The following is a 14,455-nucleotide window of genomic DNA, read 5'->3' on the forward strand; positions in this document are numbered from 1 at the left end:
GAGTCGGCCATCGCGCGGGCTCCGGCTTCCGACATCTCGATCTGACCCGGCTCGCGGTGCAGTAACTCGTCGATCCATAGCCGCACTTTCTGGCGGTGCTCGGCAGGTACCCCGAGCATCCGGGTGATCACTTCGACCGGAAACAAGGCCGAAAAGTCTTGCACGACATCGAATTCGTCAGGACCAGCTGCCGCCAGAAATCGCTCGACTTGCTCAGTCACCATCGACTTGAGCGCCGTGATCGCCCGAGGGGTGAACACCTTGTTCACCAGGCTGCGCATGTGGCGATGGTCGGGCGGATCCATGAAGATGATCGATTTCTGGGGCACCTCGCCCGAACGCACCATCGCCAAATCGCAACCGCGGGCCGACGAGTAGGTCTCGAAATCCTTGAATGCGGCCGCCACGTCTTCGTGGCGGGTCAGCGCGTAGAAGTCTTCTTGCTCGTCGTAGTACAGCGGCGCGTCCTCGCGCATCCGTCGGTATGTCTCAAACGGATCGTTGAAATATTCCTCAGAGAACGGATCGAAGACCACCTTCGGCTTGGTCATTGCATCTCCTCAGCAGCGGCCCTGGGCTGGATCGTTACGACGGAAGGCGTGACTGTAACGCTAACGGTAAAACATTCACGGCGGGAAAGAAACACCCATTTACCCTTTCGACGCCGCGTCGATAACCTGGTCGAGCACGCCGAGGTTACTGCCGAGTTCGGTTGCGATACTTCTGGCTATCGCGACGTCTTTGCCCACGAATTCACCGGCCATCTCGGTGAATGTCGCGACGGAACCGCCGCCGGCAATCAGGTCCAGCACACGGCTGGCTGCGCTGCCGTGCGGAAGCGCCGCCAGCAGCGTCGACTCCGGTACGCCGAGCCGCTGTCCGAGGCCGACGGCCTCGGACAGCAGTCCGATATTCGCGGCGAACAGCGCATTGTTGACCAGCTTCACCTTCTGCCCAGCGCCGAGTGGGCCGACGTGCAAGACCGGATCGCCGTAGCAGCTCAAGACCGGCCGCACCCGAGCGACCGTTTCATCGGCTCCACCTACGAACACGGTCAGTTCACCGGCCGCGACGTTGTGCGGGCCGCCGCTGACCGGGGCATCCACCACCTCGACATCAGATGAGGCTGCGATGGTTTCCACGGTGCGCGGACTTCCGGTGGTATGTACCACCAGGGTCGAACCGGCCGCCATCGTGGCGAGCAGGTCGTTGTCCAGACAAACCTGGCGTACTTGCTCGTCGGTGAAAACGCAGACCACGACGACGTCGGCGCCGGCGCTCAATTCGGCCACCTCGGACACGCCCGTCGCACCCAATTGCGTGATGACAGCCCGTTTCTCGTCGGATCTGCCCAATGCCCGGACGTCGTGGCCGGCGTCGACGAGGCGGGCAACCATCGGCCGGCCCATCCGCCCTGCGCCGATGAAGCCGATTTTCACCGCGGGTGTTCCATCCGGGTCAGGGTGGCGTCGGCGGCGTCAAGCACGGCGCCGCAGGCGACGGCAGCCGTATCGGCAAGGTCGGCGACCAAGCGGGCGTCTTTCTGCAGTAGCGCGCCCGCAAGGCCGGCAAGCCGGTCCAAACCGCCGGCATCTCCACCAAGAGCATTGAGCGCGAAGCTGTTTCCGCTGCCGCGCGAGATGACCTCGGCGAGACGGGCCGGCAAGACGCCGAGCGCCTCGCCGAGCGACAGTGCGCTGGCCGCCGTCCCCAGGTTTGCGGTGAACAGCAGATTGTTCAGCAGCTTGGTGGTTTGACCAGAACCCAGGTCGCCGAGGTGCACGATCGGGTTGGCGTAGGTTTCGAACACCGGGCGGCAGCGCTCGACGACGTCGGCGTCGCCGCCGACCATCACCAGCAGACGACATTGTTCGACGGCGGGTGCCCCGCCGCTCACCGGAGCGTCGATCACCGAGACGCCCTGTGCGTCCGCCTTTTTGGCTAAGTCATGGCATGTCTTGGGATGTACGGTGCTGTGTACGGCGATGACGCTGCCCGGTTTGATGCCGGCCAGTAACCCGTTCTCGCCGCCCGCGACCTCCTCGATGTCCGCATCACCGACGACGCACAGGCAGACGAGGTCGCTGGCGGCAGCGAGCTCGGCCGGCGATTCGGCGACCTTGGCTGCGGTGTCGCCGAACGGCTCGAGGGAGGCCGGTCTGCGCGCCCACAACGTCGTCGGAAATCCGGCTTCGACGATCCGTCTGGCCATGGGAGCGCCCTGACTGCCCAGCCCGATGAATCCCACCTGCATCAACCGGCCTCCAAATCAGCTTGGGTAGCGAGACACTCCTCGACGAACGCAAAGACCTTCTCGTGGTACGCCCTGGCGGTATGGCCGAGGCTGAGATTGTGGCCCGCATCGGGTTGTTCGTTGATCACGAAGCTCGGCGCGGCGGAGAACAGCGCAGCGATCTCATCCAGCGCGGCCGGGTCGGACTGCCAGACCTTTTCGTGCTCGGCGACACTGAACTGTACGGGGATGCGCACTTGCGCGGCCACCAGCGGGAAGTCGTGACGGGGCCAATCGGTGACCATCGCCGCCTCGTAAGGTGCACCGCTGGCGGCGTTGGTGATTCCGCCCACCACTTCGGCGGGATACAAATGCGCCGGATGCCAAAGCAGTTCACGCAGCCCGGGCGGCCGGTGCGTCGGGCTTGCGGTCTTCAACACCTCCCGGGCCGCCGGGTGGTAGCGCAGACCGGTACCCGACATTTCCATCCCGAGCAGACCATGACCGCGGTCGTCGGCGGCCATCCGCAGCGCCAATTCGCAGCCGTTCGAATGCGCGATCAAGAACAGCCCGGCCCCAGAGGACCGTTCGCCGAGGATGCGGTCGACCGCGCCGTAGGCCAGGCCGACCCGCTGCTCGGGTTCTGCCAGCGCCTCCGGATACGGCGCAGAACTGCCGTAGCCGGGCCGGTCGAGCGCAATCACGGTGAAGCCGAGCGCAGCACCGGTGCGCAGCAACGACAGTGCCGGGTGGCCAGGGCAGTCGAAATACGCGGCGGTCGTACCGCCGCCATGCAATGCAACAACCGTCGCTCGGGGTTCCGGTGCTTCGGCGACAAGCGCGGACATCGGCACTCCGTCGACGATCACCACCCTCGGGTGGGGGTTCATGTGTCCGTCCGCAAGAGCAAAACGCCGCTGGGCGTCAACCCGCCGCTGCTGACCACGCCGACCCGCACGTCGGCGACCTGCCGGTCGCCCGCTTCACCGCGCAGCTGGCTGACCGCTTCGTGCAGCAGGCCCATGCCGTGCGTGCGACCGTGGGACAGCTGCCCGCCGTGGGTGTTGAGCGGTAGCTGGCCGTCGCGGGCGATGTTTTTACCGCCGTCCAAAAACTCACGGGCTCCGCCGATCTCACAGAAACCCAGCGCCTCGATCCAGGACAGGCAATTCATCGTGAACCCGTCGTAGAGCTCGGCCACGTCGACCTCGTCGGGTTTCAGCGACGTGCGCGACCACATGTGCGCCGACTGGCCCAGCACCTGCGGCTCATGAGTCAAAGTGCTCTGGTCCCAGTCAATTCGCTCGATGATCTGCGTTCCCACCGCCTCCACCAAGACCGGTGGCTTGGGCAGGTCGCGTGCAGCGTCCACGGCCGAGACGATGACGGCGATCGCCCCGTCGCACGGCACATCACAGTCGTAGAGCCCGAACGGCGTGGTGATCGGCCGCGCGGTCAGATAGTCGTCCATGGTCATCGGCGAGCGGTAGACCGCCGACGGATTGAGTTCGGCATTAGCGCGCTGGTTCAGCGCGATCCAGCCCAGTGTTTCCTTCGTCGTCCCGTAGCGGTGGAAGTGGCGTTGCGCGTTCTGCGCCAACGTATGTGCCGCCGAAGTCGCACCGAATGGCATCATCCAGCTGGTCGTACGTCCGTCGGGCGGGGCGATTTTGCCCTGCTTCATCAGCTCGTTGTAGGTGGCTTCCCACAGTGTTCGGAAACACAGCACGTGGCGGGCCAGTCCACCGGCGACGGCGAGCATCGCGGCGATCACCGAGCCGCCCGGACCGAACGTTTCGATACCACCGTTGTGCCACACGGGCCGAATTCCCAGTGCCGCCTCCAGGGCGGTGACGCCGCCCTCGCCGAAGCCGCCGAGGTTGCCGCCGCCGGGATATGTTGACAGGCCGTCGATGTCGTCGAGTGTCAACCCGGCATCGGCGACGGCGGCCTCGCAGGCCTGTACCGTCAGGGACAGCGGAGGCACCATCAGTCGACGGCCGATCTCCGACATGCCGACGCCGGTGAGGGCGACTTTGTCCTCGAACTTTTCCTGGGTGAGCATTGGCCGGACATGCTCACCGAAGCGCTCGGGCGCGATCTCGTCGACCGGCAACGGCGCCACGGCACCCCCGGTGGGGCGGAACAGCGGCAGCCATACGTCGTCGACCTGCTCGAAGACGACCTCCACTGGCTGGCCCAACTCCAGCTGATCGGGTTCGCACTCAACGATGTTGGTGGTCAACCGAACCCGCGGGTCTTCCTCGATCGCGACCTGCGCGACGACATAGGGAGCCGGCAGATCAGGCAGGCTGAATCGATGATTGACGGTGAACCCGGCCAGCGTCGCCCGACCGGACACTGCCCGCACCCCCATCTGCTGTGAGCGGCAGTACCTGCACACCGGCGCGGGCGGATGGATCAGCGCCGCACAGTCGGTGCACTCCTGCAATCGCAAGGTGCCGTCGGCCCCTGAGGTCCAGAAGAACTCATTCTCCGGCGTGATCAAGGGTAGCGGTCGTCCGGTCAACGGGTGAACCCCCACTCGGCCTCATTCTCTTCGGTTTTGAGGTCGGCGGCCGGATCCTCTGCGCAGTCCGACGGCGGATGGCTGTCGTCGGGTCTGCGTTCACCGATCTCCATGATGGCGTGCACCGGACAGTCCATCAGCGCGCGCATGACCGCGTCGTGGTCGTCCTCGGCGACGGTGCCGTCTCCGATCAGCGAGGCATACCCCCAGTCATCGAGCGAAAAGTACTGCGGCGCATGCTTGGCGCAGACACCGAATCCGTCGCAGATGGTGCGGTCGAGTCGAACCTTCATGGGTTCACTCATGCCGGCTCCACTTCGTAGGGCCGCCGGGCGTGGAACACTTCGGCTTGACATGCCGCGCAGCTATTGTCGCGATGACGTTCTACGGCGTGCGGAAACTGGTCGAGAAGGGATGCCGCGACATTGCATGCGGCGTCCAGCGTCGCGCAGGCACCGCGGCCGGGCAGCACCACCGACCAGCGCCGCAGCCGGACCAGGTCCTCGTCGGTGGCGACGCCGTCGCGCAGCGCGGCGGCGACGGCTGCCATCGCCGCCGTGCCGTTGAAGCACGAGCCGCACTGCCCGGCGTTTTCGCGGTCGAAGTAGGCCAGCACCGACGCAGCGACGGCCACCACGCAGTCATCGGTAAGCACCGTGACCGCCCCGGCGCCCAAGCCGCTGCCCAGACCACGCAGCGTCTCGTGGTCCATCGTGGCATCCAGCACGGTGCGGTTGAGCAGGCCGGCGAAGTAGCCGCCCATCAGCGCGCCTTTGACCTGGCCAGGTGAAACACCGTGCAGGGCAAGCAGGTCGGGGAACGCAACGCCGTGCGGAACCTCGTAGAGACCCGCGGGCCGTCCGGCGCCGGTGATCGTCATCAAGAAGGTCCCGGGAGACAGCGCCGTGCCCTGTGCGCGAAACGCTGTCGCGCCGTGTCGCTGCAGATACGGCAGATTGGCCAAGGTCTCGACATTGCTCACCAGCGTCGGGCGCCCGCCGACGCCCTGCTGGAACGGCCGGGGAGGCTTGTCGGTCGGCTTGACCGGCCCCCCGTTGAGTGCGCGGACCGCCGCGGTCTCTTCGCCGGCGACATATCCGGGATCGACTACCCGAATGTCGACGCTGACATCGCCGAGGGCGCTGGAGTCAATGTCGTTCAACGCGGATTCGACGCTGCGGGCCGATTCCAGGTCGGACATGTACACGTAGACCTGGTCGGCCGACACGATTGCCGCGGCCAACCGCAGCCCGTCGAGCACCAGGTGCGGTCGGTTGCGCAGCAGCCATCTGTCCTTGATCGAGGCGGGTTCGCCCTCTTCGCCATTCGCCACGACGACGGCGCCAGATCCACCGCGGCGGCCGTTGTCCCGCACGGCGAGCAGCTTGACCGCCAGCGGATAGGCGGCCCCGCCGCGGCCCAGCAATCCGCTGCGTTCAACGTCGTTCAGCAGGTCGTCGGCGGACTCAAGGCGGCGGTAGCCCCCCGATTCCCGATAGGACGCAAAGCCTTCGCGCCCGGGGGGATCGCGCAGCAGTCGCGGTTCGCAGCCGGGCCAAACGGCGACGGTGACCGCCGATGCGGTGGTGGTAGTTTCCATCAACGCTCCATCGCTACGCCTGGATCGCCCGACTCCTCCTCAGGCCATGCTGGCCTGCATCGTCGCCGGGCTAGGCTGGTGCGCATGCGAACCGCGGTGGTGCGGGTGAGTGTCGACCCGTCTGGTGCGCTCACCCCGGCGCAGTTAGACCAGGGCATGACCATGCTCCTGGAACTCGCTGAAGAAGCCGGCGCCGACGTGCTGGACATCAGCCTTGGCGCCATGCCGATCGGTCGGCGCGAGGTGCAACTGCTGATCGGCGGCAACGATGTCGAGACCCTCAAGCGGACCGCAGTCGAGCTGTGTCGCAAGGCGTTCGGTACCGATCCGGTGGCCGGTGTGGTGACCTACGTCAGCAGGGGAACCGACGACGATGTACACGGCGTCCTGGCCGGATTCGGGCTTACCGGCGAGATCGAGCGCGTAGCTGGGGACGACGGATTCGACGTCGTCTACGTGAGGCTGCGCCAGGCCGACCTGGACCGGATGCCGGAGAGCCGCATTCATACCGCGCTGGAATCCGCCCTCAACTCTGAGGTCCACATTCTCACCACGTAGCGTCATCGGCTGCCTAAGAAGTCCAGAATCGCGGGCGCAGCCTGCACCCAGGTGTCAAACATGTTGAAGCGATCCACCTTTCCGGTGGCCCGCTCTTCACCGGCTCGTTCCCAGGCATCTTCCGGCCACGGTGGATCGATGAGCTTGGAACCCTTGATCAGGCAATTGACTTCCAGCGACGTCCGCTTGGGATGATCCCAATCGTTCTCGCCCCCGCGGATGATCAGCGTGGGAACCGTGATCCGGTCGAACATCTCGTCGTCGACACCGGGGATGGTCTGGCCCGGCTTGGAGACGAACGCATTGAGCCAGCGCAGCATCACCGTGAGGAACTCGTCGCGGTCGAGGTCGAGCAGCCGTTGCTTGTTGTTCGGGTTCTCCTCGATGCGCTCGCGCCATTCGGGAACCTTGAGCAGTCCCTCGATCCCGCTGCCCCGGACCGCCAGAATGCTGGGGACCACGTAATACGAACCCAAGACGAAGGTTCCGTAGATACCGCCGACGATGTTCCACACCACCAGCTTGGTGACGAGCTCGGGGTAGAGCATGGTGGTCAGCATCGAATCCCGCGCTCCGCCCGAGCCACCGGCGATGATGCACGGTCCGGTATCGAGTGTGGTCAACAACCCGTGCAGCGTCTCGGCCCGCATGTGCGACTCGCTCTGACCATAGAACTGCACGTCAGAGGCCCCGCAATTCGGCCGGTCCCACAGCAATACCCGATATCCGCCGTCGACCAACGCATCGGCCAGGGGACGAAGCCCGGGGATCTCCTTGCTGAACCGGCCGCCCGGTGTCAAAACGATGAGATCACCGGTAGAGCCGAGGATTTCGTAGACGACCTCGCCGCCCTTGATCTCGATAGTCGACACGCGCGTTCTCCTCAACCTCAGGCCATTACCAGCACGTCATTGCCGACGACCCGGACCGGGTAAGTACGGATACTCCACTCCGGCTTGACCGCGGTGGTCCCGGTGGCCAGCTCGAAACCCCATTGGTGCCACGGACAGTAGATGTATTCGAGGTCACGGACCATCACCGCGTCGCCGGGTGCGCTCTCGTCGACGATGGTGCGGCCCCGGGCACGTCCCGAACACAGCGGACCGCCTTGATGCGGACAGTAGTTGGCGATGGCGTAGAACGTGCCGTTGACGTTGTAAACGCCAACGCCGTGACGTCCGATCGGCACCAACTTGTGGGTGCCCGGCGGGATTTCGTCCACGGTCGCGACGACATGCTCGCGGCCCTGTGCCAGCCGGGGCCGCTTGACTTCTTCGGGCATTCAGAGCACCCGTACCTGACCTTCGAGCACCGGAACCGTTTCCGGCAGATGATAAGTCGCGATGCCGTTCTTGAACATGACCGCCTCGCGGGCCGCCTTGGGCAAGTGCTTGACCAGCCAGCGCGGGTCGTCGAACGTCCAGTGCGGGTAGTCCGACGAGTACAGCAGAATCTTGTCGCACTCCATCCACTCCAGGGCACGGGTCAACTCGGTCTTGTCCTCCGGGTAGTCCAGTGGCTGGGTGGTGAACTTGATGTGCTCCTTGAGGATTTCCGACGGCTTGCGTTTGATGTCCAGCCACGACTTGCGGGCCTCGTAAATTGCGTCCATCCGCCACATCAGCGGCAGCACCCAGGTGAAGGCATGCTCGACGAACACGATCCGCAAAGTGGGGAAGCGGTCGAAGACGCCGTCGAAGATCAAGCTCATCACCTGATTGGCGGCCAGCAACGAGTAAGTCACCATGAAATCGTGGTTGTAGCTGGGGAATCCGACCGGCGGCATCGGCAGCTCTTCGAAGTGGCTGCGGGACAAGTGGCAGCTCACCGTGATGTCGTGCTTGGTCGCGGCGGCCCAAATCGGGTCGTACTTCGGATCCCCCCATGACGGACGCGGCTCGGCTTTGATCAGGATCTGCGCCATGTAGGGATGTCCGGCCCACCGCTCGATTTCGCGAACGGTGGCCTCCGGTTCCTCGATGGCGGCGCAGATCGACCCGCGCCACCGCTCGTGCCAGTTGTTGTGGCTATCGAGCCAATGGTTGGCCTGCCAGTCGTTCAAGGCGCACGACATCGCGTGCTGCGCCCCAGGTAGCCGTGCCGGGTAGGCGCCGGGTTCCAAGATCGCGATGTCGGAGCCGGCCTCCATGATCAGCTGCCGGAATGCCATGTCCGGATCGCTACCGGGGAACTCCCCGCCGGAGGGAAAGGTGTCGACGCGCATCGCATACGCGTGCGCGTAATCGGGAGCGTCGTAGTAAATCTGCTCGCCCACATTGCGGGCGAGGAAATACTTGCTGCGCCACGGTTCCGGGATGTACTGGGTCAGCTCACCACGTTTGGGTACCGGATGGACATCGGAGTCGACGCATCGGACAGCGATGCGCTCGGCTGCGGGGACCCGCTCCTGAGTCTGAATCGTCGTCATCGTGGTCTCCTTGCTTGACTTCTACTGTGCAGCCACGCCGGCCTGGACGTCTATGCCGTAGAGCTCTGCCGCGTTGCGCCAGCACAACTTGTCGCGCTGCTCGGCGGTGAAGGCACTGGGGATTTTTATCTCGTTGAACTGCCAGTGCGGGTAACTGGAGCCGAACATCACCATGTCGTCCTTGCCGGTGAAGCTGAACCATTCCCCGGCGAATTCCGCATCGCCGGGGCCGTCGAGACTGCCCTGCACGAAATAGACGTGGCCGGGCAGGTAGTCGCTCGGCATCTTCGGTGCCCACGGCGTCTGCTCGAGGTGCGGCCGGCCGAAACAGTCCATCCGCCAACTGAACGGCGTCACGAAATCCGCGGCGCCGTCGGCCCACACGAACTTGACTGCCGGGAACCGCTCGAACACACCCTCGGCGATCATGTTCATCAAGTGGTAGAGGTAATTCAGCGCCATGAAGCTGACGTACTGCTCATAGGTGCGGGTGTTGCCGGACGGCGTCGGTGGAAAAGCGATGCCAGAGCCGACCTCGATGTGCACGGCCACAGGTAATTTCGCGTCGGCTGCTGTTTCCCACAGTGGCCAGAACTGCGGTTTGCCGTAGAGCTCGCGCGACTGCAGCGGGATGCCGATTTGGACCACCTGCGGGTGGTCTTGGTACTTGGCGATCTCGCGCAGCGCACCGGCGATGTCGTCAGGGTTGACCCGGATGGTGCCGCGGAACCGGTCGCCGAACTCGGGGGATTCCAGCCAACGCGACACCATCATCTCGTTGTGCGCGGCACACAGTGCGCTGCCGAGGTGACGGTCGGGCATGATCCCGCGGCCCATCGGATGCAGCACTGCGATGTCGACTCCGCGTTCGGCAAACAGGTGGTTGCCGACCACCGCAGGGTCTGAGCCCGGGTAGCCGAGCTCACGCCCGCCGGTGCCTTTCGCGTACTCGCCGCCGGGTGCCCCGTACCAGTCCATCTCGTAATCGGGAAAGCCGCGGCTCTTGAACGGCTCACGGAGGAAGTCGCGAAGGTCGGGCGTCGACGCGGAGAAGATGTGCACGCTCGCGTCGATAACCGGTGTTCGTGTCCCGTCAGCGTGTTCGATCACGAAGGCCACCTTCCGGCTGCAGCGGGTTGACCGGCCGGGCCCATGTTGCCTGTCGATAGGTAATCTAACATTCTCGTTTGCCGCCAATCAACGAATTTCCGGTAAGCGTTTCGATTAATCACTGGGCTGCTGCTGGAGACCTGCTGTAAGCAAAATTCTTCCAGTACGAGAATAACATTCTGACCACGCGCGCGGCGGCCGGTCCACGTCGTGCGGCTTCTCGCCTTGTAGCTGCGGTTCATGCGGGTTGTTCGACGACAGGCGGTTTCGCCGCGGCCGAGACGGTTACTTTCGATAACGAGAATGCTATTCTCGAACGGTTGGCCACAGCAGCGAGGAGGCGTGCGAATGCTTTTGGAGTTCGATGCTGATCAGCGGCTGTGGCAGGACACCGTGCGTGATGTCGTCGCCAAGCAGTGCCCGCCGGCCCTGGTGCGAAGCGTTGCCGAAGACGACGCTGATCCGAGCCCGGTATGGAAGGTCTACGTCGATCTCGGCTGGACCGAGTTGAACGATGCGGCCAGCGCGGTGGAACTTGCGATTGTGACCGAAGAGTTGGGGCGTGCCACCGATCCCACCCAGTTCCTGGCGACAATGACCCAGTTCGCGCCGTTGGCAGTCGATCGGTTCGATCCGCACCGCTCCGGGACTGCGGTATACGCCGGCGTGTCCGCGCGCCGCGACGACGACGGGTGGGTACTGGACGGCACCGCCCGCCACGTGCTGGACGGCGATCGTGCCGAGCAGCTGGCCGTCGTCACCGACGCAGCGGTGTTCATCGTCGACGCCGGTGCGGTAACCGCCCGGCGCACTTCGGTGTTCGATCCGGTGCTGCATGTCGCCGACGTGACGTTTGCCGGCGTTCGGGTGCCTGACGCGGACCGGGTCAGCGTCGACACCGACCGGGCGTGGCACGTCGCGCTGACCGGTATGGCCATGACGATGGTCGGTGCCTGCCAACGCATCTTGGATCTGGTCCTCGAGCATGTCCGAAGCCGTCAGCAATTCGGGGTGCCGATCGGTTCATTCCAGGCGATCCAGCACAAGGCCGCCGATATGCACGTGGCGATCGAACGCGCCCGTGCCCTCGGCTATTTCGCCGCGCTGACGATCGCTGAAGACGATCCGCGCCGCCGGCTGGCCGCGGCGATGGCCAAGGCGGCGGCAGGGGAGTGTCAGTCACTGGTGTTTCGGCATGGTCTGCAGTCGTTCGGCGCGATGGGCTTCACATGGGAGAACGATCTGCAGTTCGCGCTCAAGCGCGCCAAGGCGGGCGAGCACATGCTCGGCGGCGCCGCCGAGCATCGCGCAATGATCGCAGAGGAATACCGTGCAGCTCACCTTTGATCCCGACGTCGAGACGTTTCGCGCTGATTTCTCGGTCTTCCTCGACGAACATCTGCCTGCCGAAGTCGAGACCCTCGAGCGCCCACGGTCGGTGTCGCATATGCCGGCATGGGCACGCCGCTGGCAGCGGTTGCTGTTCGACAACGGTTGGCTGCTGCCCGGCCAACCGCCGGAGTTCGGTGGCCGCAACGCGACGGTGTTGCAGCAGTTCGTCCACCTCGAGGAGCTGTGTCGTCGGCGGATCTACCACAGCTTCAACCCGCAGGGCGTGAACATCATTGCGGCATCGCTGTTGTCGTTCGGCAGCGACGAACAAAAGCAACGCTGGGCGGTGCCGATCCTTCGGGCCGAGATCACCGCGTCGCTGGGCATGAGCGAACCCAGCGCGGGCTCCGATCTGGCGTCCCTGCGTACCCGCGCGGTGCGCGATGGCGACGACTTTGTCGTCAATGGCCAGAAGGTGTGGACGTCGGGGGCTCACGATGCCGACGTGTTGCTGACCTTTGTGCGCACCGACCCCGACGCTCCAAAGCACAAGGGAATCAGCGCCTTACTGATCCCGACCGATACTCCCGGAGTGGCGCGCCGCCCGTTCCCGTCGATCTGCTCGATCGACGACCTCGATTTCAACGAGGTGTTCTTCACCGATGCACGGGTGTCGGCCGCGAACCTGGTCGGCCCGGAGAACCAGGGCTGGCGGGTGGCAAACGGATCTCTGGGTCACGAGCGCACGATGATGTGGCTGGGTTTCGCTGATCGGCTGGATAACCTGCTCGCCGATTTCCGTCCTGCCACGCCGCTGGAGCGTGACCAGTACGCCACGTTGGCGATGGATCACCAGGCCCTCCGACTATTGGGCTCGGTGGCGTTGGCGCGCGCCGCGCGCGGTGAGGAAGACGTGGCGGCCATCTCGGTGCTCAAACTGCTTGGCTCCGAGGCAGAGCGAAGCGCCAGCGAACATGCCTTGTCGGCGGCGGGCGCCGAGGGGCTGCTGCATCCCGCATTGACCGGACCGTATGCGCCGATGAACCTCGATCACTACTTCGCGAGTTGGTTTGAGCGCTATGCCCGCAGCTTCTCGGGCACTATCGCCGGTGGCACGTCGGAGATCCAGCGCAATATCATCGCCCAGCGCGTGCTGGGCCTGCCGCACTAGTCGGCGGAGCGCACTTCGAAACGGTCGAGATAGCGCTCGATGAAATCACGGGCCGCATCGTGGCCACGGGTGATGCCGAGACTTTGTTCGAGCAACATGATGCGCGCCAGACTCGTCAAGATCATCGACATCACCACCGGCGGAAACTCTTTCATGTCGACGCCGTGGGCGGCCATCGCCTCGGTCAGCGCGGCCGACTCCATGTCCCCGTATCGTTCGGCATAGGCGGCGATTTCGCTGCGAATCGCCTTACGGTGATTGGCCAGCGCCATGAACTCCAGCATCAACTGGGCACCTTGTGTGCTGTTGAGCCGCCACAACGTGTGTAGCGGCGCTTTGCCCGCCAAGGCTTGGTGTTGACGCTGCAGGGTGGCATCTGCCCCCGCTCGCAGGACGGCCACATAGAGCTCATCCATGCTCGGAAAGTAGTAGTGCACCAGCGCCGGCCGGACGCCGGCCTTGGTAGCGACTCGTCGCGATGTCGCGGCGGCGTAGCCCTCTTCGATGATGATCTCGGCTGTCGCTCGGATCAACGAGCGTCGGGTCGCCGAATCGCGAGCGCCAACCCTTGACCGCCCGCCCGAAGGGCTGCTAGACATGGCCTCAGCATAATAATTGGGCGATCGCCCAAACAAGGAGGACGTCATGGCGGGTCGCGTCGAAGGCAAGGTCGCGTTTGTCACCGGCGCGGCGCGCGGTCAGGGCCGCAGTCACGCGGTGCGGCTGGCCCGGGAGGGCGCCGACATCATTGCGGTCGATATCTGCGAGGGATTCGACAACTCGCCCGCGCCGGGCTCGACGCTCGAGGATCTCGCCGAAACGGCGGAGATGGTCAAAAACCTCGACCGCCGCGTCGTCACCGCCGAGGTCGACGTGCGCGACTTCGACGCCCTCGCAAAAGCATTGGACGGCGGCGTGGAGCAGCTGGGCCGACTCGACATCATCGTCGCCAACGCCGGCATCGGGACCATGGCCGACAAGCTGCACAAGACCAGCGAGCCGATCTGGCAAGAGATGATCGACGTCAACCTGAGCAGCGTGTGGAAGACGGTGAAAGCCGGCGTCCCGCATCTGCTGGCCGGTGGCGCAGGCGGGTCGATCATCCTGACCAGCTCGGTGGCAGGCCTGAAGGCCTATCCCTACATGGGTCATTACGTGGCCGCCAAACACGGCGTCGTCGGTCTGATGCGCACGTTCGCACTGGAATTGGGCCCACAGTCGATCCGTGTCAACTGCGTACACCCCACGCACGTCTGCACACCGCTGTTGCTCAACGAAGGCACCTATCGGGGCTTCCGGCCCGATCTGGACAACCCGGGCATCGACGACCTCGCGCCGATCTGTCAGACGTATCACGTGCTGCCGATCCCGTGGGTGCACGCCGAGGACATCAGCAACGCGGTGCTGTTCTTGGCTTCCGACGAATCCCGCTACATCACCGGCGTCACGCTTCCCGTCGACGCGGGAAGTTGCCTGAAGTAAAGGAAATACGC

The 14,455-nt window shown here is 64.8% G+C and carries 15 protein-coding genes and 1 pseudogene; 4 read left to right on the forward strand and 12 right to left on the reverse strand.

The window, feature by feature from the left end; translation table 11 throughout:
• From A5707_RS17010 to A5707_RS17040, 7 genes and pseudogenes are all read right to left on the reverse strand, one after another.
• A pseudogene (locus tag A5707_RS17010) lies at positions 1-551 on the reverse strand (cytochrome P450); the annotation flags it as partial.
• A gap of 99 nt (positions 552-650) precedes the next feature.
• On the reverse strand, positions 651-1,439 hold the full coding sequence (locus A5707_RS17015; protein WP_082969518.1) for an NAD(P)-dependent oxidoreductase: 789 nt from the start codon (positions 1,437-1,439) through the stop codon (positions 651-653).
• A complete protein-coding gene (locus A5707_RS17020) occupies positions 1,436-2,254 on the reverse strand; it encodes an NAD(P)-dependent oxidoreductase (protein ID WP_065015630.1) in 819 nt (272 codons plus the stop codon). The genes A5707_RS17015 and A5707_RS17020 overlap by 4 nt, the downstream gene beginning before the upstream one ends.
• Positions 2,254-3,123: an alpha/beta hydrolase gene (locus A5707_RS17025; RefSeq protein WP_065015631.1), complete on the reverse strand. Its 870-nt coding sequence runs from the start codon at positions 3,121-3,123 to the stop codon at positions 2,254-2,256. Before A5707_RS17025 ends, A5707_RS17020 begins: the two co-directional genes overlap by 1 nt.
• Positions 3,120-4,778: a thiolase C-terminal domain-containing protein gene (locus A5707_RS17030; protein WP_156658077.1), complete on the reverse strand. Its 1,659-nt coding sequence runs from the start codon at positions 4,776-4,778 to the stop codon at positions 3,120-3,122. The genes A5707_RS17025 and A5707_RS17030 overlap by 4 nt, the downstream gene beginning before the upstream one ends.
• On the reverse strand, positions 4,760-5,056 hold the full coding sequence (locus tag A5707_RS17035; RefSeq protein ID WP_082969519.1) for a ferredoxin: 297 nt from the start codon (positions 5,054-5,056) through the stop codon (positions 4,760-4,762). The genes A5707_RS17030 and A5707_RS17035 overlap by 19 nt, the downstream gene beginning before the upstream one ends.
• An 8-nt stretch (positions 5,057-5,064) precedes the next feature.
• On the reverse strand, positions 5,065-6,363 hold the full coding sequence (locus tag A5707_RS17040) for an NADH-ubiquinone oxidoreductase-F iron-sulfur binding region domain-containing protein (RefSeq protein ID WP_065015633.1): 1,299 nt from the start codon (positions 6,361-6,363) through the stop codon (positions 5,065-5,067).
• A gap of 84 nt (positions 6,364-6,447) precedes the next feature.
• Between A5707_RS17040 and A5707_RS17045 the strand changes: the two genes are divergently transcribed.
• Entirely contained in the window at positions 6,448-6,921 is a 474-nt protein-coding gene (locus tag A5707_RS17045; RefSeq protein WP_065015634.1) for a hypothetical protein, read from the forward strand.
• Positions 6,922-6,923: 2 nt separating this feature from the next.
• Here the strand turns inward: A5707_RS17045 and A5707_RS17050 are convergent, their stop codons facing one another.
• The 4 genes from A5707_RS17050 to A5707_RS17065 are packed head-to-tail and all read right to left on the reverse strand — an operon-like array spanning position 6,924 to position 10,459.
• On the reverse strand, positions 6,924-7,793 hold the full coding sequence (locus tag A5707_RS17050) for an alpha/beta fold hydrolase (RefSeq protein ID WP_065015635.1): 870 nt from the start codon (positions 7,791-7,793) through the stop codon (positions 6,924-6,926).
• 17 nt (positions 7,794-7,810) lie between these two features.
• Complete coding sequence (locus A5707_RS17055) at positions 7,811-8,203, reverse strand: Rieske (2Fe-2S) protein (RefSeq protein WP_065015636.1); 393 nt, start codon at positions 8,201-8,203, stop codon at positions 7,811-7,813.
• The gene (locus tag A5707_RS17060) at positions 8,204-9,349 is read right to left on the reverse strand and encodes an amidohydrolase family protein (protein ID WP_065015637.1); all 1,146 of its coding nucleotides are present in this window, start codon (positions 9,347-9,349) and stop codon (positions 8,204-8,206) included. It abuts the gene before it with no gap.
• A gap of 21 nt (positions 9,350-9,370) precedes the next feature.
• Positions 9,371-10,459, reverse strand: a complete 1,089-nt coding sequence (locus A5707_RS17065; RefSeq protein ID WP_065015677.1) for an amidohydrolase family protein — start codon at positions 10,457-10,459, stop codon at positions 9,371-9,373.
• Positions 10,460-10,807: 348 nt separating this feature from the next.
• On the opposite strand from A5707_RS17065, the gene A5707_RS17070 reads away from it, so the two are divergent.
• Together A5707_RS17070 and A5707_RS17075 are read left to right on the forward strand one after the other, a co-directional pair.
• Entirely contained in the window at positions 10,808-11,806 is a 999-nt protein-coding gene (locus A5707_RS17070; protein ID WP_065015638.1) for an acyl-CoA dehydrogenase family protein, read from the forward strand.
• A complete protein-coding gene (locus A5707_RS17075; RefSeq protein ID WP_065015639.1) occupies positions 11,790-12,962 on the forward strand; it encodes an acyl-CoA dehydrogenase family protein in 1,173 nt (390 codons plus the stop codon). Before A5707_RS17070 ends, A5707_RS17075 begins: the two co-directional genes overlap by 17 nt.
• Here A5707_RS17075 and A5707_RS17080 read toward each other — a convergent pair.
• A complete protein-coding gene (locus A5707_RS17080) occupies positions 12,959-13,561 on the reverse strand; it encodes a TetR/AcrR family transcriptional regulator (RefSeq protein WP_082969520.1) in 603 nt (200 codons plus the stop codon). The genes A5707_RS17075 and A5707_RS17080 overlap by 4 nt on opposite strands.
• Before the next feature lie 46 nt (positions 13,562-13,607).
• On the opposite strand from A5707_RS17080, the gene A5707_RS17085 reads away from it, so the two are divergent.
• Positions 13,608-14,444: a mycofactocin-coupled SDR family oxidoreductase gene (locus tag A5707_RS17085; RefSeq protein ID WP_065015640.1), complete on the forward strand. Its 837-nt coding sequence runs from the start codon at positions 13,608-13,610 to the stop codon at positions 14,442-14,444.
• The last annotated feature ends 11 nt before the right edge of the window (positions 14,445-14,455 follow it).

The organism is Mycobacterium kyorinense, assembly GCF_001672775.1.
Taxonomy (GTDB): domain Bacteria; phylum Actinomycetota; class Actinomycetes; order Mycobacteriales; family Mycobacteriaceae; genus Mycobacterium; species Mycobacterium kyorinense_A.

Coding starts and splice junctions, on each gene's coding strand:
- A5707_RS17020 (WP_065015630.1), bottom strand. CDS start 2,254: ATGCAGGTGGGATTCATCGGGCTGGGCAGTCAGGGCGCTCCCATGGCC.
- A5707_RS17025 (WP_065015631.1), bottom strand. CDS start 3,123: ATGAACCCCCACCCGAGGGTGGTGATCGTCGACGGAGTGCCGATGTCC.
- A5707_RS17035 (WP_082969519.1), bottom strand. CDS start 5,056: ATGAAGGTTCGACTCGACCGCACCATCTGCGACGGATTCGGTGTCTGC.
- A5707_RS17040 (WP_065015633.1), bottom strand. CDS start 6,363: ATGGAAACTACCACCACCGCATCGGCGGTCACCGTCGCCGTTTGGCCC.
- A5707_RS17045 (WP_065015634.1), top strand. CDS start 6,448: ATGCGAACCGCGGTGGTGCGGGTGAGTGTCGACCCGTCTGGTGCGCTC.
- A5707_RS17055 (WP_065015636.1), bottom strand. CDS start 8,203: ATGCCCGAAGAAGTCAAGCGGCCCCGGCTGGCACAGGGCCGCGAGCAT.
- A5707_RS17060 (WP_065015637.1), bottom strand. CDS start 9,349: ATGACGACGATTCAGACTCAGGAGCGGGTCCCCGCAGCCGAGCGCATC.
- A5707_RS17070 (WP_065015638.1), top strand. CDS start 10,808: ATGCTTTTGGAGTTCGATGCTGATCAGCGGCTGTGGCAGGACACCGTG.
- A5707_RS17080 (WP_082969520.1), bottom strand. CDS start 13,561: ATGTCTAGCAGCCCTTCGGGCGGGCGGTCAAGGGTTGGCGCTCGCGAT.
- A5707_RS17085 (WP_065015640.1), top strand. CDS start 13,608: ATGGCGGGTCGCGTCGAAGGCAAGGTCGCGTTTGTCACCGGCGCGGCG.